Source organism: Pedobacter sp. SYSU D00535 (assembly GCF_017355855.1).
In the GTDB taxonomy this organism is placed as follows: Bacteria; Bacteroidota; Bacteroidia; order Sphingobacteriales; family Sphingobacteriaceae; genus Desertivirga.
In genome coordinates, this window is sequence record NZ_JAFEWD010000002.1 from 416,248 (window position 1) to 439,454 (window position 23,207).

At 43.0% G+C, this 23,207-nt stretch carries 21 protein-coding genes; 17 read left to right on the forward strand and 4 right to left on the reverse strand.

What is annotated here, in order from left to right; translation table 11 throughout:
• Positions 1–58 precede the first annotated feature (58 nt).
• The 9 genes from J4N23_RS06290 to J4N23_RS06330 all read left to right on the forward strand — a co-directional run bounded on the left by J4N23_RS06290 (position 59) and on the right by J4N23_RS06330 (position 10,424).
• Positions 59–1,807, forward strand: coding sequence for a CHASE domain-containing protein (locus J4N23_RS06290; protein ID WP_207426176.1), 1,749 nt, complete (start codon positions 59–61; stop codon positions 1,805–1,807).
• Positions 1,808–1,937: 130 nt separating this feature from the next.
• On the forward strand, positions 1,938–2,189 hold the full coding sequence (locus J4N23_RS06295) for an MmcQ/YjbR family DNA-binding protein (RefSeq protein ID WP_370527241.1): 252 nt from the start codon (positions 1,938–1,940) through the stop codon (positions 2,187–2,189).
• 170 nt (positions 2,190–2,359) lie between these two features.
• Positions 2,360–2,650: an isoamylase early set domain-containing protein gene (locus tag J4N23_RS06300; RefSeq protein WP_207426177.1), complete on the forward strand. Its 291-nt coding sequence runs from the start codon at positions 2,360–2,362 to the stop codon at positions 2,648–2,650.
• 227 nt (positions 2,651–2,877) lie between these two features.
• Entirely contained in the window at positions 2,878–3,744 is an 867-nt protein-coding gene (locus J4N23_RS06305; RefSeq protein WP_207426178.1) for an ROK family protein, read from the forward strand.
• Between the two features lie 153 nt (positions 3,745–3,897).
• Positions 3,898–4,569, forward strand: a complete 672-nt coding sequence (gene rpe / locus J4N23_RS06310) for a ribulose-phosphate 3-epimerase (RefSeq protein WP_207426179.1) — start codon at positions 3,898–3,900, stop codon at positions 4,567–4,569.
• Positions 4,570–4,572: 3 nt separating this feature from the next.
• A complete protein-coding gene (locus tag J4N23_RS06315; RefSeq protein ID WP_207426180.1) occupies positions 4,573–7,002 on the forward strand; it encodes a TonB-dependent receptor domain-containing protein in 2,430 nt (809 codons plus the stop codon).
• Positions 7,003–7,055: 53 nt separating this feature from the next.
• Positions 7,056–8,123: a 3-phosphoserine/phosphohydroxythreonine transaminase gene (gene serC, locus J4N23_RS06320; RefSeq protein ID WP_207426181.1), complete on the forward strand. Its 1,068-nt coding sequence runs from the start codon at positions 7,056–7,058 to the stop codon at positions 8,121–8,123.
• Positions 8,124–8,181: 58 nt separating this feature from the next.
• Positions 8,182–9,132, forward strand: a complete 951-nt coding sequence (locus J4N23_RS06325; RefSeq protein ID WP_207426182.1) for a D-2-hydroxyacid dehydrogenase — start codon at positions 8,182–8,184, stop codon at positions 9,130–9,132.
• Positions 9,133–9,218: 86 nt separating this feature from the next.
• On the forward strand, positions 9,219–10,424 hold the full coding sequence (locus J4N23_RS06330) for a DUF1015 family protein (RefSeq protein ID WP_207426183.1): 1,206 nt from the start codon (positions 9,219–9,221) through the stop codon (positions 10,422–10,424).
• Between the two features lie 21 nt (positions 10,425–10,445).
• On the opposite strand, the gene J4N23_RS06335 is transcribed toward J4N23_RS06330, so the two are convergent.
• From J4N23_RS06335 to J4N23_RS06345, 3 genes are all read right to left on the reverse strand, one after another.
• Positions 10,446–11,837, reverse strand: a complete 1,392-nt coding sequence (locus J4N23_RS06335) for an MBL fold metallo-hydrolase (protein WP_207426184.1) — start codon at positions 11,835–11,837, stop codon at positions 10,446–10,448.
• 91 nt (positions 11,838–11,928) lie between these two features.
• On the reverse strand, positions 11,929–13,752 hold the full coding sequence (locus J4N23_RS06340; RefSeq protein WP_207426185.1) for an ABC transporter ATP-binding protein: 1,824 nt from the start codon (positions 13,750–13,752) through the stop codon (positions 11,929–11,931).
• Between the two features lie 87 nt (positions 13,753–13,839).
• Positions 13,840–14,616 carry an S-adenosyl-l-methionine hydroxide adenosyltransferase family protein gene (locus J4N23_RS06345; protein ID WP_207426186.1) on the reverse strand — a complete coding sequence of 259 codons (777 nt, stop codon included), beginning with the start codon at positions 14,614–14,616 and terminating at the stop codon, positions 13,840–13,842.
• A gap of 104 nt (positions 14,617–14,720) precedes the next feature.
• Here J4N23_RS06345 and J4N23_RS06350 point away from each other — a divergent pair, with 104 nt between their 5' ends.
• From J4N23_RS06350 to J4N23_RS06370, 5 genes are all read left to right on the forward strand, one after another.
• On the forward strand, positions 14,721–15,683 hold the full coding sequence (locus J4N23_RS06350; RefSeq protein WP_207426187.1) for a PhoH family protein: 963 nt from the start codon (positions 14,721–14,723) through the stop codon (positions 15,681–15,683).
• A 92-nt stretch (positions 15,684–15,775) separates the two neighbouring features.
• Positions 15,776–16,723: a phosphoribosylaminoimidazolesuccinocarboxamide synthase gene (locus J4N23_RS06355; RefSeq protein ID WP_207426188.1), complete on the forward strand. Its 948-nt coding sequence runs from the start codon at positions 15,776–15,778 to the stop codon at positions 16,721–16,723.
• Positions 16,724–16,762: 39 nt separating this feature from the next.
• On the forward strand, positions 16,763–17,140 hold the full coding sequence (locus J4N23_RS06360; protein WP_207426189.1) for an STAS domain-containing protein: 378 nt from the start codon (positions 16,763–16,765) through the stop codon (positions 17,138–17,140).
• A 16-nt stretch (positions 17,141–17,156) separates the two neighbouring features.
• On the forward strand, positions 17,157–18,068 hold the full coding sequence (locus tag J4N23_RS06365; protein ID WP_207426190.1) for a ribonuclease Z: 912 nt from the start codon (positions 17,157–17,159) through the stop codon (positions 18,066–18,068).
• Between the two features lie 117 nt (positions 18,069–18,185).
• The gene (locus J4N23_RS06370; RefSeq protein ID WP_207426191.1) at positions 18,186–18,782 is read left to right on the forward strand and encodes a DedA family protein; all 597 of its coding nucleotides are present in this window, start codon (positions 18,186–18,188) and stop codon (positions 18,780–18,782) included.
• A 36-nt stretch (positions 18,783–18,818) separates the two neighbouring features.
• On the opposite strand, the gene J4N23_RS06375 is transcribed toward J4N23_RS06370, so the two are convergent.
• The gene (locus J4N23_RS06375) at positions 18,819–20,132 is read right to left on the reverse strand and encodes an erythromycin esterase family protein (RefSeq protein WP_207426192.1); all 1,314 of its coding nucleotides are present in this window, start codon (positions 20,130–20,132) and stop codon (positions 18,819–18,821) included.
• A gap of 212 nt (positions 20,133–20,344) precedes the next feature.
• Here J4N23_RS06375 and rpsO point away from each other — a divergent pair, with 212 nt between their 5' ends.
• The 3 genes from rpsO to J4N23_RS06390 all read left to right on the forward strand — a co-directional run bounded on the left by rpsO (position 20,345) and on the right by J4N23_RS06390 (position 23,149).
• The gene (rpsO, locus tag J4N23_RS06380) at positions 20,345–20,623 is read left to right on the forward strand and encodes a 30S ribosomal protein S15 (RefSeq protein ID WP_207426431.1); all 279 of its coding nucleotides are present in this window, start codon (positions 20,345–20,347) and stop codon (positions 20,621–20,623) included.
• Positions 20,624–20,749: 126 nt separating this feature from the next.
• Positions 20,750–22,924 carry a polyribonucleotide nucleotidyltransferase gene (gene pnp / locus J4N23_RS06385; protein ID WP_207426193.1) on the forward strand — a complete coding sequence of 725 codons (2,175 nt, stop codon included), beginning with the start codon at positions 20,750–20,752 and terminating at the stop codon, positions 22,922–22,924.
• A 57-nt stretch (positions 22,925–22,981) separates the two neighbouring features.
• Complete coding sequence (locus J4N23_RS06390) at positions 22,982–23,149, forward strand: hypothetical protein (protein WP_207426194.1); 168 nt, start codon at positions 22,982–22,984, stop codon at positions 23,147–23,149.
• Positions 23,150–23,207 lie beyond the last annotated feature (58 nt).

Genomic DNA, 23,207 nt, shown 5'->3' on the forward strand with positions numbered 1-23,207 from the left:
ATGTCAGAAATTAAGTTTGATATTAGAAGGCTGCTAGTAGCAGGCCGCAGGCGTAAACATGGATTTTAGAACACTTATCAAGACATATTACTCATCTATCCTCATATTTTTCTGTTTACTTGCCTTTACTCTGTTTGCTTATTCTACTGTAGAAACATCAGCGAAAGCCCGAAGAGAAAGGTTGTTTGAACAGCGGGTGCAGCGCGTCACTGAGACGATAAAGAACAGGGTATCAGACTATACGCAAATATTAAAGGGATGTCAGAGCTTGTTCTATGCCTCTGATTCGGTAACTTATGAAAACTGGAAAACGTATATAGAGAATCTAAATCTTAACGTCAATTATCCGGGGATACAAGCGGTGGCATATGCGGCCTGGGTTCCTAAGGAAGAAGTGCGGCTGCTTGAAGCTAAACTAAGGGAACGTCTTAATGCAAACTTTACGGTCAAATCAGATTTTCAGCAAACGCATCTCGCTCCTATTATCTATATAGAACCCTTTACGGGTAGAAATCTTCGGGCTTTTGGTTACGACATGTATAGCGAGGTGAAAAGGCGGGAAGCAATGCACCGGGCAATGACAACGGGGCAGCCGGCTCTCACCCGGCGAGTAACGTTAGTTCAGGAAACGCATGAAGATGTGCAGCCGGGTTTTTTACTTTATCTGCCCGTATACGCGAATCAAAAATCAGTAAAAACAGCTGAAGATCGCGTAAGGAACCTTCGGGGTTTTGTATACAATCCATTCCGTGCCCGAGATCTCATGGGTTCAGTCTTGAGTAATTTTAAAGATATTCAGGTCGAAATCTATGATGGGAACCATTTTGCTGAAGAAAACTTGCTCTACGCGTCTGGACCTAATCTCTACGCTATAGAGGAAAAACGCCGTGCCAACGTTGAATTTACATCAGATACTACCATTTATACAGCCGGAACCCAGTGGAGGGTATTTGCGTCTTCTTCCGAGACGTTTGGCTCCTCTATTGAGCGCGATCAGCCAGTTTTGGTCTTAATTGTCGGTTTAGCTATCACTTCTCTAATGGTAATCATATCAGTGAATTTCGTGAGAAACCGGAAAAGGGTTCTTCATGAGCTTATGCTCAGTCGTGAGATTGAGAAGAAGAAAGACGAATTCATAGGCATTGCCAGTCACGAGTTGAAGACCCCGCTCACAAGTATAAAAGCCTACATTCAGTTGCTGGACCGGGCGGATTTGCGGGAAAGCGACCGGATTTTTGTAAGGAAGGCTAATGTTCAGATAAAAAAACTTAATAATCTGATTTCCGACCTTTTAAATGTATCCAAAATTCAGGCCGGTAAGCTACAATTTAACATCGGATCTTTTTCTGTAAAGGACTTGGTGGAAGATAGCGTTGAGAGCGTGCAGCATTTGTATTCAAGTCACAAAATAATTCTGACTTCAGCCCCTTTGGAGTCTACGGTAGAAGGGGACAAGTTCCGGTTGGAGCAGGCGTTAACCAACCTGTTAGTGAATGCGATTAAATATTCTCCCGGCAATTATAATGTATATGTAAGCACCCGTATTGAAAAGGGATGTGTAGTGATTGAGGTGAAGGATGAAGGGATTGGCATTAGCGAAAGAAGCCAAAGACACATCTTTGAAAAGTTTTACAGGGCTGAGGGGCTATCTCCTGCACTGTCTGGGCTAGGCATGGGATTGTACATTTCGAACGAGATAATAAGAAGGCATCATGGTAAAATAGTAGTTAAGAGTGCTCCTGAGAAGGGGTCTGTCTTTTCGATTTATTTACCACTGAGTTCGCCTAATCCTAGTGGGGGTGCTTAGTATTTGGCTTCAAAATCAATAAATGTTTTATGAATATCGAGACATTAAGAGAGTATTGCATGAGTAAAGATAGGGTGACCGAATCTTTCCCTTTTGGTGAAGATACTCTCGTTTTTAAGTAGCGGACAAGATTTTTTTACTAGCAGGCCTCAACAATGGCAGTTCTTTTAATGTAAAGTGTGATCCTGAACGGGCAGTAGCACTGCGGGAGGAATTTGATGAGGTAACTCCCGGTTACCATATGAATAAAGTGCATTGGAACACGGTGAGAATGGACGGAAGACTACCTGATTCGCTATTACAGGAACTGATAGATCACTCCTACGAGTTAGTTTTAAAAAGCCTTCCAAAGAAGGTTCAGGCCGAGATTAGGAGACAGTGATTTTTGTTTAGTCATTGGCTAACGATAATTTTTTTCTTTTTCTCAAACAAAATCTGTCTAAAATCAATTTCTATTGGAGTAAGCTAAAGAATAGAAATAAATTTGTCTTATTGTTAATAAAAAAGGCGATTTGTTTATATTTACACAATAAAACTCTCATTTTTTTTAAAATGCTACAGAAAACATATCTCAAAACTAAAGACTATTGCAAAGTGAAGTTCTCAGTATCTCCTGAAAATGCTGAAACTGTAGAGCTGCTAGGGCTAAATAACGATTGGGAAAATCCTATTCCTTTAAGTAAAAAGAAGGATGGAACGTTTAGTGCAGAAATTACTTTGCCTAAAAATACTCAGCATGAGTTCAAGTATCGGGTTAACAATTCCGAGTGGATTAATGATCCCGAAGCCGACAACGAAAGTGAGAATGAATTTGGTAGCAAGAACAGTGTACTAGTTCTGTAACTGCTCTTTTAATCTGCGCTATAAGGCTTTATTGATAAATTATTTTGAAGGCATAGCGGTTAATCTGCTATGCCTTTAGTTTTTTCTATTCTGTAATTCCCGAACCTGAAAAAGACTTCCGGTCTTTAAAATGTGACAATTAAATTTTTTACGTTTTATGACTAAAATTTTTATTTTGCGAATCTAAACTAGTTATCGGACCGTTTAAATGCGGACTAACCAATATTATGAACAATTACATTTTAGGAATTAATATTAATATCCCGGGGATTGAGGTTGCAGTAGTTGATAGTGGAAGCAAGTCAATTGTAGAGGGCACGAGAGTAAAACGAGGAATTCACCCGCAGGAAACGGTTGAAAACCTTTTGGATTGTTGGATAGGCGCTATCAAAGAAAGTCTCCAGCTTGCAAATATTACCGATTCAACTCCCAAGATAGGATTGGGTATGCCAGGGCCGGTTGATTATGAGAAGGGGATATCTTTGATGAAGAATCAGAATAAGTTCGATGCCTTATACGGCTTAAATATTAAGGAGCTTATAGGTGAAAGGTTGGGTATTAGTCCCGAAAATATCCGTATGGAAAACGTTACACCTTGTTTCCTCCAGGGGGAAGTTTTCGCGGGAGCAGCAAAGGGATTCACCAACATTATTGGCTTTACGCTAAACTACGGTCTGGGTACCGCTCTTTATTCTAGCGGTGCTGCAATTGATGCCAATCTTTGGAATCAACCCTTTAAAGATGGAATCGCGGAGGATTATCTCGGTATTCAGTGGATTTCCAGGCGCTATGAGGAATTTACAGGGCTTCAGGTCAATGACTTGAAAGAGCTTACCCTAATGGCTAAAACTGACGACGGGATCGGTCAGTTGGTTTTTAATGAGTACGGAGAAAACTTTGTGAAGTTCCTGATGGAGCAAGTAGGAAAGTACGACCCGGATATGGTTTTAATAGGTGGCCATAACGACGCCTGGGAATTATTTATTCCTCATGTAAAAGACCGGTTAAGTGATAAAGATATTAAAGTGCCTATTAAACAGGCGGTACTGGGAACGGCTGCGACGCTGATTGGCGCTGCTAATCTCTGGTCCTAGTCTCTCAAATTCAGGGAGGTGTTATAAGACGCCTCCTTGCTGTTTTCATTCCGCCCAACCTTAGTTTATTACAATTCAGACTTTCTCCACACCTTCATCTTCTGTTTGCTATTTTGCCTAATACAGCCATTCAAAATGCTGTATATTTGAAACATGAATCATTTAGTGGCACCCTCTGTATTAGCAGCAGACTTTGCAAATCTTCAAAAAGACATCGAAATGGTAAATGGAAGCCGAGCCGATTGGTTTCATGTTGACATTATGGACGGCGTCTTTGTTCCTAATATTTCCTTTGGTTTTCCTGTTTTAGATGCATTAGCGAAACACGCTGCTAAGCCGCTCGACGTACATTTAATGATTGTTGACCCCGACAGGTATATCGAGCAGTTTAAAAAAGCGGGCGCTTCTAATATAACCGTTCATTTTGAAGCTTGTACTCACCTGCACCGAACTGTTCATGCCATCAAGGAACTTGGATGTACAGCTGGAGTCGCCTTAAACCCGCACACGCCAGTGGCTGTTTTGGAGGATATTATCGATGACCTGGATTTGGTTCTTTTGATGTCGGTAAATCCCGGTTTTGGCGGACAGAAGTTTATCGAAAATACCTATCGGAAGATCCGCGCGTTAAAAGCCCTTGCCGCTGGCAGAAATGATAGTTTACTTATTGAAATTGACGGCGGTGTAAACGCAAAAAATGCATCCACTCTTTTAGATGCAGGGGCGAACGTTCTGGTCGCTGGCAACTTTGTTTTTACGGCCCCAAATCCTGCAGAAGTAATATCTCAACTAAAAGAAATCCAACCGCACGTTCTTCAGGCTTAGTTGATGCGTCTCCTTTCTCTGCTTTTTTTGCTGCTTCTCTCTTTTGGCGTCTCGTCTCAGTCGCTTGTAGAACTGAGAGGTCAGGTGACAAGCGGGCAGGGGGAAGGAATTGAAAACGTAACGGTTAGGGTGATAGGAGAGACAAACTACACCACTACTGATAGTTCCGGAAATTATGTGCTGAAAATCCAACTCCCCGGGAAGGCTCGCGTTACCTTTAGTCGCACCGGTTTTATTAGCACTACGTTCGTCCTGGAAGCGCCGCAAACGGCTTCGATAGTGAAAAATGTAGTGCTGGAGAAGGATGTTAGGGAATTGAGCGAGGTTGATGTTCGCTCCCGATATCACGGAGCGGGAAACATGATGGAGATCGAGAGAAGAGCGATGGTAAATATGCCATTGGCCTCCGGCAATTTTGAATCTCTGCTAAAAACGCTACCCGGAGTTTCAACGAATAATGAGTTGAGTTCCCAATATTCAGTACGTGGTGGTAATTTTGATGAGAACCTCCTGTATATAAATGACGTCGAAGTCTTTCGACCGATGTTGGTACGCAGCGGACAGCAGGAGGGCTTGAGTTTTATTAATCCTGACCTTATCAGTACCGCGAGCTTTTCTGCGGGTGGTTTTGCACCTCGCTTCGGCGATAAAATGTCTTCGGTCCTTGACGTACGGTACGGAAGGCCCGATAGTTCCGGGACCGTAATTTCTCTCGGCTTGCTAGGTCTTTCTGCAACTGTAAAACACGCTGCAAAAAATAGCTATCTGTTGTTGGGATTGAGAAACAAAACCAATCGGAACCTTTTGAAGAGCCAACCTGTAGAGGGCCGATATCAACCGCAGTTTTATGATATCCAGGGCTTGTATCATCTCAACCTATCATCAAAGGTGGGTATAAGTTTTTGGGGGGATTATAACCTGAGTAAGTTTAATTTAATCCCCGAAAGCAGAGAAACGACGTTTGGTACATTGAGCCAGCAATTTCGTTTGATGGTTAATTATCAGGGGCAGGAAAAAGACCGATACGAATCAGCAGCAGCTGCACTCACTTTAAACTATTCACCGGCAAATAACATCTCTTTAAAGTGGATCAACGCTGCCTTTCGAAATTCTGAGAATGAAACTTTTGATATTGAAGGCGCCTATATCTTCGACGAATTAAATGACAATACGGGGGGCCTTGCGCCTGTTCGGATAGGGAGGGGGATCGGAATTGATCACCGCTATGGAAGGAACAAGTTGAATGCAGATATTTACAGCTCCGAATTACGCACTCATCTTCAACGCAGACGGCAGAACTTTGAGGCGGGAGTAAGATTGCAATTTGACCGGATAGAAGATCATCTGAATGAGTTTCACCTCATCGATTCTGCGGGCTACTCCATCCCCCAAAACGAAAGGACTTTGCTTGTTCAGGATTTTGTATTTGGCAGAAACGTGGTCGAAACGACAAGGTATAGTGCTTACATTCAAAACAGCTTTCCTCTTTCAGATGAAATCGGGCTCACTTTCGGAGTTCGGGCCAACTTAAGCTCCTATACAAAAGAAGTCCTGATAAGTCCGAGGATAGGTGCCACGCTGTCCCCTCAGGAAAGTAGCGTTTCCTGGAGGATTTCGGCCGGGGCTTACTATCAGCCTCCCTTTTATCGTGAAATGCGTACCGTGAACGGTGAACTAAACCCGCAAGTTCGAGCACAACGCTCGCTGCATTTTTCAATAGGCGCCAACTCTTCATTTACGGGACTTGGAACCCGATTAAATCTGGACACTGAGGTGTATTATAAGAGCCTAAGTCTTCTTATTCCTTATAAGTACGATAACGTTCGGATCAGGTATATGGCTGGACAGGAATCGAGAGGATATGCGGCAGGGGTGGATGTAAGTTTAAGGGCGGAGTTTGTAAAAGGATTGGAATCTGTCTTTCGACTTTCGCTGATGAAGACAGAAGAAGATATTAAGGGAGATAAAAAGTTTTTAAAAGGTCCGGATGGGGTTTTGACGACAACTCATCCAGGATACTTGCGACGCCCGAGCGATCAACGCGTTAATTTCTCTGCATTTTTTCAGGATCAGCTCTTCCATAACCCGGCCAACAAAGTACATCTTACCCTGCTGTACGGGTCAGCCTTGCCTGTCGGACCGCCACTTGCAGAGCGATTCATGGATATTTATAAAATTCCCTCCTACAGGAGAGCTGATATAGGCTTTTCGAAGGAGATACTGGAAGGTAAAAAGGGCCAGTTTTTAAGACGGTTAACAAATACTTTTAGTTCTTTAACAGCTTACGCTGAAGTCTTTAACCTGCTGAATATCAACAATACGGTGTCCTACCTCTGGATAAAGGATGTAAGTAACAATCAGTTTGCCGTTCCTAACTACTTAACATCCCGACAGTTGAATTTTAAAATTATTGCAAAAATTAAAAATAAGTAAAGAAAAATATATAAATCTCCTAAATTTGGCAGCACAACAAAATATACCAAATCATGAAATGTAATTTCGGCGCAGGCCCTTGTATTCTACCGCAGGAAGTATTTAAACAAGCTTCAGAGGCTGTTTTAAATTTTAATGACACCGGTTTATCAATACTGGAAATTTCCCATAGAGCACCCGAGTTCGAAGCTGTGGTAGATGAATCGATTAGCCTTGTTAAAGAATTACTTAACGTACCTGACGGTTATTCTATTTTATTCCTTCAGGGTGGTGCTAGTCTTCAGTTTTCTATGGTTCCGATGAATCTTTTAGCTGAAGGTCAGACAGCAGCCTATCTTGATTCTGGTTCATGGGCAAGCAAAGCAGCTAAGGAAGCAAAGCTATTTGGTAATGTACACATTGTTGCGTCATCCAAGGAGGCAAACTATAGCTACGTTCCGAAAGGATACGAAATTCCGGCTGATGCCGCTTATTTCCATGTGACCAGCAACAATACTATTTTCGGAACAGAGCTGTTTGATATCCCATCATCGCCAGTTCCTTTGGTAAGTGACATGTCTTCTGATATCTTCAGCCGCCAGATCAATGTTGCTGATTTTGGTTTGATCTATGCTGGTGCACAAAAGAATATGGGCCCTGCCGGTGTTACCCTTGTGATTGTGAAAGATGAATTGATTGGCAAATCCGGAAGGAAGCTGCCTTCCATGCTGGATTACAAAATCCAGGCAGATAATAAGTCTTTATACAACACGCCTCCGGTATTCGCTATCTATGCCTCCATGCTGAACCTTCGCTGGTTGAAATCAAAAGGCGGAGTAGCACAAATTGAGAAAGAAAATATCGCGAAAGCAACTGCTTTGTATGCGGAGATCGATAGAAATCCTCTTTTCAAAGGTACTTGTGCAGTCGAAGATCGTTCTCGCATGAACGTATGCTTTGTGATGGAAAGCCCAGAACTGGAAAAACCGTTCCTGAAATTCGCAACAGAGCGTGGAATGGTAGGTATCAAAGGTCATCGTAGTGTCGGTGGTTTCAGAGCATCTATTTACAATGCGCTTCCGATAACAGCAATTCATGCCCTGATTGAAACAATGCAGGAGTTTGCTGAACAAAACGGTTAATATCTGACGAAAGGTCAGGCTTTTTAAATCAAATACTCCGTAAAAAACTGAAATAAAAATGATTAAAATATTAGCGAATGATGGTATAGATCCAGTTGGAAAGCAGATGCTTGAAGAAGCTGGTTTTACCGTTGAAACTCAGAATATCCCTCAAGATCAATTATCAGAAGCTTTAAAAAATTTCGACGCTATTACAGTTAGAAGTGCAACAAAAGTTCGTAAAGATTTAATTGACGCTTGTCCTAACTTAAAGCTTATCGGCCGTGGCGGTGTTGGAATGGACAACATAGATGTGGAGTACGCAAGGAGCAAGGGATTGGCCGTTGTAAACACACCAGCAGCTTCTTCTCCTTCAGTGGCGGAGTTAGTATTTGCTCATTTGTTTACGGGTATTCGGTTTTTGCACGATGCTAATCGTAAGATGCCGGTTGAAGGAGCGACGAAGTTCAACGACCTGAAGAAAGCTTACGCCAAGGGAATTGAATTAAAAGGAAAGAAGATCGGTATTATCGGTTTCGGCCGTATCGGTAGAGAAACTGCTAAAATTGCCCTTGGTTTAGGCATGGAAGTTTTAGCTTATGATCTTTACGATGTACCTGCTGAACTTGAACTTAATCTTGCTGGTGGTGTTAATGTAAAAGTTCCGGTTGTGAAAGCTTCGCTGGAGCAGTTGTTGACCGAATCAGACTTCATCAGTCTTCATATACCTTTCACAGAAAAGCCTGTACTAGGGAAAGAAGAGTTCGAAAAAGTAAAAAAAGGTGTTGGCGTTGTCAATTGCTCTCGTGGCGGAACAATTGACGAGGACGCGTTGATCGAAGCGTTGAATTCTGGTAAAGTAGCTTTCGCTGGATTAGACGTATTCGATAATGAGCCGACTCCACGTCAGGACCTGTTATCTCATCCAAAAATTTCTCTAACACCTCATATCGGTGCCGCTACTAACGAGGCGCAGGAAAGAATTGGTGTAGAGCTTGCAAGTTTGATCATTGATTTCTTCAAAAAGTAGAAATAAGATTTTCAAAGATTTAAAGGGTTGTACATTGTGCAACCCTTTTTTGTTAAACATACTACGTAGCCTGCCGTTTAGTTTCTATGCCCAATATTGCTCCGTTTAGATGGATTCACCCTTCCTCTTCTTTTATTCAGAAAGTGCCTGTTTATATAGAAAACATGAGCTTAGAGGAAGCGAAGGTGCAAAGAAGCAATAACGACTATTCATTTCTGCATTTGCTTACCCCTGAACCGGATGAGGAGGATGGCAAGGATCCTAAAGAGGCAGTATTTGGTAAAATAGCCAAAAATCTGGCAGCATTTCTTGCATCAGAAGTAATGGTAGAAGAGGCGGAGCCAGCTCTTTACATCATCGAGATTTCCAGGGGCGGGAAAAGTTTTAAAGGGATTTGGGCTTTAACAGCAAGCAGTGAGCTGGAAACTAAAATTTTGAAGCACGAACGCGTCCAGCCCGAGCGGAAGGAGCATATTGAAAGTTACCTGCTAAATTCCGGTATTGACGGAAATCCCGTTCTGCTTACCTATCCGCAGTCCCAGATTTTGATGGAAATGATGAATGAATTTTCAGGGGTAGATCCGCATTTGAGATTTCAGGCAGAGGATGCTGATCATCGATTGTGGCGGGTGAGTGCTGCAACTGAGGTAGCCGCAGTGGTCGCAGCGATAGCAGCGCTGCCGGCAGTTTACATTGCTGATGGGCATCATAGAGCGGCGGCTTTTCAATCCCTGTTCAAACAGGATAGGGGAGTTGATGGCCGGTTTCGGTATTTTTCATCGGTCTATATTCCTTCCTCGTCAGTCCACCTAAAGTCTTACCATCGTTTGATAAAGGATCTCAACGGTCTCAGTCTGCAGGAGGTACTTCAGGCTATTAAAAGAAGCTTTCATATCAATCAAATTACGCAGTCTTCCGACACTCGCATTTCCGGAAGTTTCGATTTCTATTGTCAGGGAATGTTTTTTAATCTAATTCCTAAGGATCATATCCTAAATCATAAAAATCCAGCGGCTGATATTACAGTTCGATTGCTGCATGATTCTATCCTCGCCCCCCTGTTGAAAATAACGAATCCGACAGAAGATTCGCGAATAAGATATGTGGAGCAAGACGCTATCGCGGCAGTGATTGGAGCAGTAGATAGAAACGAATATGAGGCGGCTTTTTTACTGAATCCGCCTTCCATTGAACAGGTAATGGCGCTGGCCGATGCAGACGAAGTAATGCCTCCTAAATCTACATATATAGAACCAAAGTTCCCGGCAGGAGCATTAGTGCATTTGTGTTAGGCTTAAAAATGCCGCCATAAGTTATAGTTCAAAAACTTCTCCTTTTTCTGGTATTTGCACCTGATAGCCTTCCTGCACCAAATCGCTTCGTAAGGCTTCCATGCTTTGTAGCTCCCCATGTACCAGAAAAACTTTCTTCAACTGGGCTTTGTCCTGGTTTCTCACCAAAGACACGAGACCTTCGTGATCAGCATGCCCGCTGAATAAATCTGTTTGTTTGATGGTAGCATACACTGCCAGTTCCCTATCCCGGATGTGCACTACCGGGTCTCCCCGAAGGAGTCGATGACCTAGCGTGCCTTTGGCGCTGTAGCCGATAAAAAGGATGGTGCAGTAGTAGTTTTGAATGTTATAGTACAAATGGTCTTGAATCCGGCCTCCCTCCAGCATTCCCGCAGAAGAGATAATTATACAGGGTTCCAGGTAGTTGGTCAACTCTTTACTCTCTTTCAAGTTTTGTACATAAAAGAGATTGTCAAATTCAAAATTGTCCCCCTTCAACCGGTAGAACTCCTGTGCGTCTTCGTTCAAGCTGCTGCTGTATTTTCTAAAGATTTCTGTTGCATAGTTCGCCAGAGGACTGTCGACAAAAATCTTAACCTTCGGGAGTAAGCCCTTACTAAAGATCTTGTTCAGGGAAAAAACCAGGGCTTGCGTTCTGCCGATGCTGAAAGCCGGTATAATGAGTCTGCCTGGATTCTTTATGCAGGTTTGCTCTACAGTGTCAAGCAGCACTTGTTCTATTTGAGATTCCTTGCTATGAAAGCGTCCACCATAAGTCGACTCCGAGACGAGGTAGTCCACCGGTGGTAACGGCTGTGGATCGACAATTACCGGATAGTTGTGACGTCCTATGTCCCCTGTAAATGCGATTTTCTTTTGAGTCCCATTCTCTTCAACCGTGAATACCGCACTGGCGGCTCCCAGTAAATGACCGGCAGGAATAAATTCCACCGACACGGATCCGTTCAAGCGAAACGGCTTGTTAAATCCGATGGTAACAAACCGTTCCATTGTATCCATCACGTGCTTCTGCAGATAGAGTGGCTTCGGACCACTCGACTTGCTTCTTCTCTTATTCCGGTTGTGTTTGCGCTCCTTGCCCAAAAAAATGTTGACTGAGTCTAGCAACAGGAGCTCGGTTAAATCTGCAGTAGGGGAGGTGCTTAAAATCTGTCCATCAAATCCCATTCTTACTAAAGTCGGAATATTCCCGGAATGATCAATATGGGCATGTGTAAGCACAACAACGTCTATATCTGAGGGGGCAAAAGGAAAAAGCTCATTCTCCTCCTGCCAGGTGCCTTTTTCATAGTCAAGGCCGCAGTCTATCAAGATTTTGTAGTTGTTTATTTCCAAAAGGTGCATGCTGCCGGTCACCTGGCGTGCAGCACCCCATATAGTTAGTTTCATTTAAGCGATGTGTTCTTAATTCAAATAGATAATACAATAACGACAAAGACCTTTTGTTTGATCTTCAGTGCCTGATTATCCTACCAGGATGTTAGGCTTCAAACTGAAGTTGACTAAGATAACGGTAAAGTCCTTCTTCGTTTTGGATTAACTCGTCGTGCGTGCCTGATTCCAATACCTGTCCCTTTTCCAGAACGACTATTTTATCAGCCTCACGAATAGTGGATAGGCGATGAGCGATAATAATCGAGGTACGATCTTTCATCAACACCTCCAATGCTTCCTGCACCAGACGCTCAGATTCAGAGTCAAGAGAAGAAGTCGCTTCATCAAGGATTAAGATGGCGGGATCTTTCAACAATGCTCTCGCAATGGCAATGCGCTGTCTTTGTCCCCCCGAAAGTTTTATTCCACGTTCTCCTACAAGGGTATCATACCCTTCGGGCAGATTTTTGATAAAGGAATGAGCGTTTGCTTTTTCTGCAGCAGCGATGATCTCGGACTCCGAGGCGCCTAATTTTCCATAAGCAATATTCTCGCGAATAGTACCCCCAAATAAAAGGACATCCTGAGGTACAATGGCCACCTGATTACGGATATCTGTCAGCGGGAAGCTTTGAGAAGGTAGATTGTCGAATAACAGCTGTCCTGCATCCGGTTCGTAGAACCGCAGTATTAAGGAGGCGATGGTGGATTTTCCAGCGCCACTGGGTCCTACAATCGCAACCTTTTCTCCAGCTTTTGCTTCAAAGGAAAGGCCTTTTAAAATTTGAACCTCTTTGCGCGAAGGATATGCGAACCAAACGTCCTCGAACTTAAGGTTCCCCTCAAGAACACGTTTTGTCGCATTATCTTCTACGGAAATTGATATTGGCTCGTTTGTTTCTTCTAAAATCTCTACGATTCGTTCAGTCGCACCCAGGGCTTTTTGAACGTTTGCGAGGAGATCGGGAAAAGTACCCATTGCAGCTCCCACGAACATGGAATATAAGATATACGTGCTTAACTGCCCGACTGATAGGATATCCTGTTGAACTAGTGTAGACCCATACCAAATAACTCCAACTATAGCCCCAAAAAGACAGAAGACTATAAACGATGCAAAAGCTCCCCTTAAGGTTGCACCTCTTAAAGCAATAGTCACCACCTCTTGGAGGCTTCTGTTATACCTATTTACTTCATATGATTCGTTCGTAAAGGCTTTTACATTCGCAATCCCCAGTAAGGTCTCATGAACTACAATATTTGATTCCGCAAGTTTGTCTTGAGCTTGTCGAGAGATTTTTCGTATTAATTTTCCAAAGAACACGGCCGAGACTACCAGCAAAGGAAGAATAGCGACATTAAACAAGGTCAAACGCTGTGAAACAAACAGGAGAATAATTATACTACCTATGAAAAATATTGCCTGCCTTACCATTTCAGCAAGGGTTGTTGTTAGCGTGTCTTGAATTTGAGATAGGTCAGCAGTGAGCCTACTGTTCAACTCTCCCACACGCCTATTGTTAAAAAAGTCCATTGGAAGAGTTATCAGCTTAAAATACGTCTCTCTTCTGAGGTCCGCAATCGTCTTTTCAGCGACTTCTACAAATAACTTGATCCTAAAGAAGGATACAAACGATTGTATAAATAGAACCACAAAGGCGGTAGCACCGAGCGCATTGATACTGGGAGAGATAAAATCAAACTTGTATTTACCTTGTGCGGCATCAAACATTGCGCCTAACAAAGCTGGTATCGCAAGGCCCGTGAAGCTAGAAATAAGAAGAAAAAAAAGGCCTAATAAGAACTTTCCGCGATATGGCTTGACATATGACAAAAGTCCCTCCGCTTGTTTTAAGCTTTCTTTAGTTATTTTAGTTTTCGGTAGCTCCTCTTCCGGGGTTGTTCCACTATTAAATCTATTTCTTGCCATCTATCATTAAAACGCCATCAACAGCGGGAACAAAAATAGCTTTTTTCTTAGCTCTTGCTTGCCCGTAAAATCAACACCGCGTAATTTTTAGTGAAACTCTACCCGTACAATATCGCCGAGGTGAAGGCCTAGTAGTCCGCTGGCATTCCCCTTATTGATCGCGATTTCCAGATAGTTGCTAATTCCGAACAAACATAGCTTTTCGCCTTCTGGTACTTCATTGTAATGCCAGCTCAATTGAGAAATTGATTCACTTTTGCGGAAATATAAAGTGAAAGGCCTTCCTTGCTGAACTTTGCTGAATAGCTCTTTCGATATGTTGGTAATTACGTTTTGGAAAGAGTCGATATAAATCACACTTCCCCTGATCATGTCTTTCTCGATAACAGGCTGCAGATTTACCTTTTCTTCAAGTTCAGTAACTGGAATTCCTATTTCAGACAGCGGTTTGCCGGCAGCGAGGTGGCAAGCAGCTTTTGCAAAGATGTCGGTCAGCGGGAAGTGCAGGAATTTAAGATCCTGCATGATATCGAGCTCCACAATTTGCGAGGGGGGCTCTTGAAACATCAGTGAAAAAATGCCGTTGTCGGAACCCACAAAGAACTGTCCCCGGTACTCCATTGCCAGGTAGCGGGTACGCTCGCTGTAGACAGAATCTATACCTACTAAATGAACGGTTCCCGGCGGGAAATAAGGAAAAGCATTTTTTAAAACGAAAGCAGCTTGTGGAACGTTAAAAGCAGAAATACTGTGGGTAATATCAACTAGATTGACGTTTGGCAACAGGCTGTAGATGCTTCCTTTGAGCGCCGCCTGGTAAAAATCTTTGTAACCGAGATCGGTCGTTAAAGTTATTATTGCCATCAAAAAAGTGAATATTAATTGTTAATCTTGTGAGTAAAGATTGCAGCCTGCAAATATTGAATTTTAATTGCACATATAAATCAACAAACTAAAAAAAGCATAACTTGAACGAATTACGACTTGATCTTGATACGATTAACCCAGTAGTGCTCTGGGGCCCTAATAACGAATATTTCGAACTCATCAAACGGCAGTTTCCAAAGCTAAAAATAGTGGCCCGCGGAACAGAGGTGAAGGTACTTGGCGACGAGGTAGAACTGACAGCTTTTAAACATCGGTTTTCCGAATTAACCAATCATATCGAAAAATACAACAACCTTAGCAGTAATGATGTAGAACGTATTTTGGGGGCTAAATTACCAGCTGCAGCTGAAAGCGATACTGCAGAAAAAGCTCCACTTGGCGGCGGAGAGGCCATTGTGTTCGGGCCGAACGGCATCGTAGTAAAAGCACGGACGGTTAACCAGCGGCGGATGGTAGAGAGTATCAATAAAAACGATATTCTTTTTGCTATTGGTCCGGCAGGTACGGGAAAAACATATACCGCTGTAGCACTTGCCGTAAGGGCGCTTAAAAACAAAGAAATTAAACGAATAATACTCACCCGACCGGCAGTAGAAGCAGGTGAAAATCTGGGCTTTCTTCCGGGTGATTTGAAGGAGAAAATTGATCCGTATCTCCGCCCTCTTTACGATGCTCTTGACGATATGATTCCGCCTGAAAAGTTGAAAGTCTATCTGGAAAATCGAACAATTGAGGTTGCTCCCTTAGCCTTCATGCGCGGTAGGACGTTGGATAACTGTTTCGTTATTCTCGACGAGGCACAAAATTCGACGGATATGCAGTTAAAAATGTTTCTAACCCGTATGGGACCATCTGCCAAGTTTATCGTTACCGGAGATATTACTCAAATAGATCTTCCGAAGAAGCAGCAGTCGGGATTACATACTGCTCTTCGCGTACTTAACGATATCAAAGGCATCGACATTATCTACCTTAGCGGTGAGGACGTGGTTCGGCATAAACTAGTTAAGCAGATTTTGAAGGCCTACGGCGATATTCAGTAGAAACGGATTACGTGATTGATTGAGATTTTTTAGTCCATATTCGCTAAAAGACTATTTTTGCGCATTCAATCACATCATTCAACTATTTATTAATGTCAGCAATAAAAGAAACACATTTCAATCTACCAGGGCAAACGGGCTTTTATAAAGGAAAAGTTAGAGACGTTTATAATATCTCGGATAAGTTCCTGGTGATGGTGGTGTCTGACAGGATATCCGCTTTCGACGTGGTTTTACCTGAAGCAATTCCATATAAAGGTCAGGTCCTTAACCAAATTGCGGCCAAGTTTTTAAATGCTACTCAGGATATAGTTCCTAACTGGATCATTGATGTTCCGGATCCCAGTGTCACTATAGGTAAAATCTGTGAACCGTTTAAAGTGGAAATGGTAATCAGAGGATACCTGGCGGGTCATGCATGGCGGGAATATCAGGCAGGAAGACGGCAGGTTTGCGGTGTTCAATTGCCTGAGGGATTGAAAGAGAACGATAAATTACCCAAGCCGATCATCACACCGACAACCAAAGCGGCAGTAGGGCATGATGAGGACATTTCGAGAGAGGAGATCCTGAGCAGAGGTATCGTTAGCGAAGCGGATTACGTGGAACTCGAAAAATATACGAGGGAGCTGTTTCTACGCGGTACGGAAATGGCGGCAGAACGCGGTTTGATTCTGGTAGATACCAAGTATGAGTTTGGGAAAGCGGATGGTAAGATTTATTTGATTGACGAAATACATACGCCGGATTCCTCAAGATATTTTTACAAAGAGGGTTATCAAGAACTTCAGGCTAAGGGAGAACCGCAAAGACAGTTATCGAAAGAGTTTGTCAGAAAATGGTTGATTGAAAATGGCTTTCAGGGTAAAGAGGGCCAATCTGTTCCTCCTATGAGTACCGAGCTGGTTAATTCCATCTCTGAGCGCTATATAGAACTCTATGAACACATAACAGGTGAGGCCTTTAGAAGGGCAGAGGGAACAGATGTATTGGCGCGGTTAGAAAATAATATCTTAGAAAGTTTAAATCGGCTAAAGTGAAAATAATTTGCTAATATTGTAGTACAGAAACTGGTTTATATGAAATTTACGATTGATAAACACGAGAAGTACGTATTAATAAAACTTAACGAGTCAAAGCTGAATAGCCTGGTGTCGCCACAGCTCAAGTCAGAGTTAATTTTGATTAATACAGAGGGGATACGTAACATAATTCTAGACCTTTCGGCTGTTAAATATTCCGACTCCTCAGGTTTGAGTAGTTTGCTGGTTGGTCACCGTCTATGTAAAAATGCTGAAGGTAGTTTTATCATTACCGGCGTAAATGATAACATCAATCGTTTGGTTACCATATCTCAGTTAGAAAACGTGTTGACAATTATCCCTTCTGTTGAAGAAGCCATTGATATCATTTTCATGGAAGAAATTGAGCGTGAGCTTAAAAAAGAGGCGAGGTAATTGCTGCTGAGGATGCATGAGATTTGAGGTTACCATTTTAGGAAGTAGTTCAGCAACTCCCATCTTTAACAGAAATCCCAGTGCGCAGCTTTTAAATATCAATGAGCGTTTTTTTCTTATTGACTGTGGCGAGGGGACTCAGCAGCAGCTTTTAAGAAACGGACTAAAGGCGCAGCGAATTGAGTACATCTTTATCAGCCATCTTCATGGTGACCATTACCTTGGATTAGTAGGTTTGCTATCATCGCTCCACCTGAATGGTCGGACAAAACCCTTATTTCTTTTCGGACCACCTCAGTTGAAGGAGATTCTGGATATTCAGTTTAAGTATTCCCAGACCGAATTGAGGTACGAGTTAGTTTTTCGCGCTACACAGACGGAGCGGCCTGAAATGATATTCGAAAATCAGGACGTGGTGGTCGAAACATTTGTGTTAGATCATCGCATACCCTGCACCGGGTTTAAGTTCAGCCAAAAGCGCCGCTTAAGAAAAATAAGAAAAGATAAGGTCGAAGCCCTCAATATTCCTGTAGAAATGATTCCGCACATTAAACGGGGGGCAGACTACACCTCGCCAGATGGACGGGTTCATAAATCTGCCGAATTAACGACAGAGCCCGATGAACCTAAGAGCTACGCCTATTGCTCTGACACACTCTGCAGCTGGGGATATCTGCCTCAAATTAAGGGAGTGGATACCTTGTATCACGAGGCAACCTTTATGCATGACATGCACGAAAGGGCTCTCGAAACGTATCATACTACGTCTCTTCAGGCCGCGGAAGTTGCCATTAATGCAGGTGTGAAACAACTGCTTCTTGGTCATTTTTCGGCCCGTTATCGCGAGTTGGAGCCTTTGCTTGACGAGAGCCGGTCGCTTTTCCCAAATTCCAAACTAGCGCTCGAAGGACAAACCTTTGTCATATAGCCGCCCTCAACGAGCGTCAGTTTTTCTTCCTCTTTTTTCATCTTCATATTGTTCCCAAACAGAATAGGGGGTAGCAGGTTATTTATTGTTCTATTCGAAAGTACTTGTATGGATCATATGCTGTTATTTAATACTTCTGGAATAATTGCCTGGGGTGGTTTTTTTATCATTGCCTTGTTTGTATTCGCCGAAACGGGACTGTTGCTGGGACTGGTCGTGCCAGGCGGAGAGACACTTCTTTTTACTGCAGGATTGCTGGTGAGTACTGATTCGTTACATGGAAGTATTGAAACGCTTTTAGTGATATTAATTCTTGCAGGTGTGGCTGGCGATATTTCAGGTTTTTTCATTGGCAGGAAATTTCAGAAACGGCTGTATCGAAAGGAGGATACCTGGTATTTTAAGAAGAAGTATTTGAAGGCGGCTGAGGATTTCATCAATAAACATAAAAAATCGGCTATCATCTTTGGTAAATTTCTGCCGATTATCCGTCCTTTTACCCCGGTGATCTCAGGGACCACTCATCTCCCTTTTTCGATTTTTATTACGCTATCTATTATTGCATGCCTTATCTATATGTGTGCATTTACGCTTACTGGCTATTATCTAGGATCCAGTTTTCCTCAGGTAAAAGACTACCTTGGTTGGATTTTGCCGATAAGCATAATTCTGGCGTTAATCCCGGTTGTGAAGCAGATAAGGAAGTATAAATAGGCCCGCACAGAAGGTATCTTGAGATACGATACTCCCTTACGTCTGGAAGGGGTACGTTTCCGGCAGCTTATGAGGATCAGCGTGCATATGCAAGGGATGTAAAGCCTTGGTTTTGTCGATGTATAAAAACGCATCGTACCTTGCGTTCAGGACGGTAGGTACATAGTTTCCGTACTTCTCGTAGGCGGGATTATACACCACGCCGATCGCCCTGTGAGGCATTACTCTACCAAACCGTTCTTTTTTATTCAGGCGATCAAATATCAATAGCTTGTTTTCCGGCGATTCTTGATGAAGTATCTCTTCAATACTGCCGGGGCGCGCATCGGGAACAAGCATGCTTTCCATTTTAGCTCCCCAGCTGTCTCCGGCGATCACTCGTCCTGAATACGATCCGAAGCCAACAAGCACCGTATCAGCTTCTCCTTTCTGTTCCCGAACCAGCTGGCCAACGTTAATCATGCCAGCTTTTTTCATATCTGTATATCTGGCATCTCCAATGTGGGTGTTGTGTTCCCAAACAATCGCTTTTGCCTCCTTGCCGTGAAATTCGAGAAGGCGGTTCAAGGTCTCCATCATGTGGGTATCCCGTAGATTCCAGGTATTATCATCAGCGCTAACCATATTTCGGTAGTATTCTTCTGCATTTACCGCGATGATAGCGTTCTGTTCCGTGTTTAGGGTTGCTTCGGGGTCGTGATCATAGACCTGTGCCTTCTTTCTGATCTCCTGCAATAAGCGGATTACTTCATCCCGACATGAATCTTCCATACGATATTGCGATCTTGCATACCGGTGTTCATCTTCGCCGTAAGGCTCGAAACACAGAATCGCCTCGCGTGCAAATTCGGCTGCTTTGGGGTCATTTTTGGAAAGGTAGTCCATTAGGGCCTCCATTGATTCCCATAGGCTGTACACATCCAGTCCATAAAAACCTATGCGTTTGTTAGCGGGGAGATGGGTGTTGAACTCCTTCAGCCAGTCGATGAGCGCCACTATCTCCCAGTTTGCCCACATCCAGGTTGGCCAGCGGTCAAAACTTTTCAATACCTCTACCGCTTTCTTATCCTGATCAGCATACCCCTTTATATATCTGTTAATACGGTAACAATCAGGCCAGTCTCCTTCCACCGCGATGAAATTAAAAGCCTTTTCCTTTATTAATCTTTTGGTAATTTCCGTTCTCCAGGTGTAATATTCATGAGTTCCGTGAGAAGCCTCGCCTAGTAACACATGATGCGCATCCCCAATTCTATCCATCAAAGGATCGAGGTCCTTCGCAGATTTGAGTTGATAACTTGTTTCCTTTTCTTCATCCCCTCTGGACCCCCAGGAGCCTGTGTAATTCATCCCTGCCATAATTCCTTGTCGTTGCTGTCATTTGATGCCTGCGGAAATTGTTCAATTATTATTCCAGAACCGCAAGGCAAAGGGAGGAATTCCAGGGGTAATGACGAACGCATACTCAACCTATTTACAAACAGTTTTGGTTTTTATACTTTGTTGTTTTACCTTTGCACGCTATTAATAAAATATTTAACAGCTTTAATATTATTCAAGTAATGTATTTAAGTAAAGAGTACAAAGCGGATATTTTCGCAAAACATGGTAAAAGTGCTGTCGATACTGGTTCAGCAGAAGGTCAGGTAGCATTATTTACAGCTCGTATCGCTCATTTAACTGGGCATTTGAAAAAGAACAAAAAGGACTTTTCAACTCAGTTAGCACTGCAAAAATTGGTAGGTAAACGTCGTGCGTTGTTAGCTTATCTATATAAGAAAGACATCCAAAGATATCGTGCTATCATCAAAGCATTAGAATTAAGAGATATCATCAAGTAATTCTAAGCGAAAAAAATTAGGAGCCATCTCTTTGGAGGTGGCTTTTTTATTTTAATTTAGCCAAAAATCAAGTTCAAAAAAAGGTGTATACTGAAAAGAGGAACTATACACTGCAATAAAAACACAATGAGTTATAATGCAATTAAAAAAGAGTTCGATCTGGGCGATGGCCGTATGATCGAAATCGAAACCGGAAAGCTTGCCAAACAGGCTGACGGCTCTGTGGTGGTGAAGATGGGAGACACCATGCTTCTGGCGACGGTAGTATCTTCAAAAGAGGCTAAAGAAGGAGTGGACTTCCTTCCGCTATCGGTTGATTACCAGGAGAAGTACGCTGCAACTGGTCGTATTCCAGGCGGTTTTCTTCGTCGTGAGGCACGTTTATCAGATTATGAAGTATTAATCTCGCGTTTGATCGACAGGGCTCTTCGTCCGATGTTCCCTGAAGATTACCATGCAGATACGCAGGTGATGGTTTCGCTGATCTCGGCGGATAAGAACATAATGCCTGATTCTTTAGCCGGACTAGCCGCATCTGCTGCTCTTGCCGTTTCTGATATCCCTTTCAACGGACCTATCTCTGAAGTGCGCGTTGCCAAAATCGACGGGAATTTGGTAATTAATCCTTTTAGGGATGATCTTGAAAGAGCGAGCCTTGAGTTCATCGTAGCTGGTTCAGAAAATGATATCGTGATGGTAGAGGGAGAGTCGCACGAGATTTCTGAAGAAGAAATGATCGCAGCGATTGAATTTGCTCACAAAGCCATTAAAGTACAGGTTCAGGCTCAGAAGGATCTGGCCGAGGCAGTTGGTAAAACTGTAAAGAGAACTTACTCTCATGAACACAGCAATCCGGAACTGAAGGAGCAGGTGTACGCTGCAACTTATCAAAAAGTATACGAGATAGCAAAATCAGGTTCAGCGAAGCATGAGCGTTCTGACAAGTTTAAACAAATCGAAGAAGAATTTATCGCATCATTAGGTGAAGAAATTGATGATGTTACTAAGTTCCTGGCAAAGAAATATTTCCACGACGTTCAGTACGATGCGGTTCGTAATTTGATTCTTGACGAAGGAATCCGACTGGATGGTCGTGATGTACGTACTGTGCGTCCTATCTGGAGTGAAGTAGGTTATCTTCCAGCTGCTCACGGTTCTGCCGTGTTCACAAGAGGCGAAACCCAATCATTAACAACTGTTACGTTGGGAACAAAACTGGATGAGCAAATGATCGATGGTGCTTTCATCAACGGTTACGAGCGTTTTATCCTTCACTATAACTTCCCAGGTTTTTCAACCGGAGAAGTTCGTCCAAACCGTGGTGCTGGTCGCCGGGAAATTGGGCACGGAAACCTTGCCCAACGTTCACTTAAGCAGGTAATGCCTCCTGATGAAGAGAATCCATACACAGTTCGCGTGGTTTCAGATATTCTGGAATCCAACGGATCGTCATCTATGGCAACCGTATGTGCGGGAACGCTAGCATTGATGGATGCAGGGGTAAAATTGAAAGCGCCTGTTTCCGGAATTGCGATGGGATTAATCACGGACGAAAAAACTGGAAAATACGCGGTTCTTTCTGATATCCTGGGAGATGAAGATCACCTCGGTGATATGGACTTCAAAGTAACAGGTACAGAAAATGGCATCGTAGCTTGTCAAATGGACCTTAAGATCAACGGTCTGCGTTGGGAGGTTCTTCGTGCGGCTCTTGAGCAGGCAAAAGAAGGCCGTCTTCATATTTTGAATGAAATGAAGAAAACTCTTGCAGCTCCTAATACAGATTACAAGCCACATGCTCCACGTATTGAGGTGTTGAGAATCGACAAGGAGTTTATCGGTGCGGTGATTGGTCCTGGTGGTAAAATTATTCAGGAGATGCAGCGTGAGACAGGTACAACCATCACGATCGAAGAGAAAGATAATCAGGGTATCGTGAGCATCTTTGCGCCGGATAAGGAGTCTATCGATAAAGCTACTAAACGTATTAAAGGGATTGTTGCTAAACCAGAAGTTGGAGAAATCTACGAAGGGAAAGTTAAATCGATCATGCCGTTTGGTGCTTTCGTGGAAATTATGCCAGGTAAAGATGGTTTACTTCACATTTCTGAAATTGATTGGAAACGTTACGAGTCGATGGATGGATTGTTTGCAGTAGGGGATGAAGTGCGCGTTAAACTTCTTGATGTCGATAAGCAGGGTAAGCTGAAGTTGTCAAGAAAAGCATTGTTACCTCGCCCTCCAAAACCTGAGAACAGGGAAGAAAAAAAAGCTGAAGGACAAGCTCCATCGGCTGAATAAAAATAGAATAAAGCCCCGAAAGGGGCTTTTTAGTTTTTGAATTATTAAGTTCCGATTATGGATGATACTGAATACAAAAAATCGTTGAATGAGATACAACAGGAGCTGCAGGGTTATAAAGATCTATTAACCGAGGCCTTGAAGTCAATCAAGGATATGATCCCTGAAATTGACAGTCCTGCCGGTGAGAGTGAAGAAGAGGGAAAAGATCAGGCGAAAGCTTAGTCCATCTGCAGTGCTGGCTACTTGCTTTACTGGTGTTTATGCTTATGAGCGGGATTCC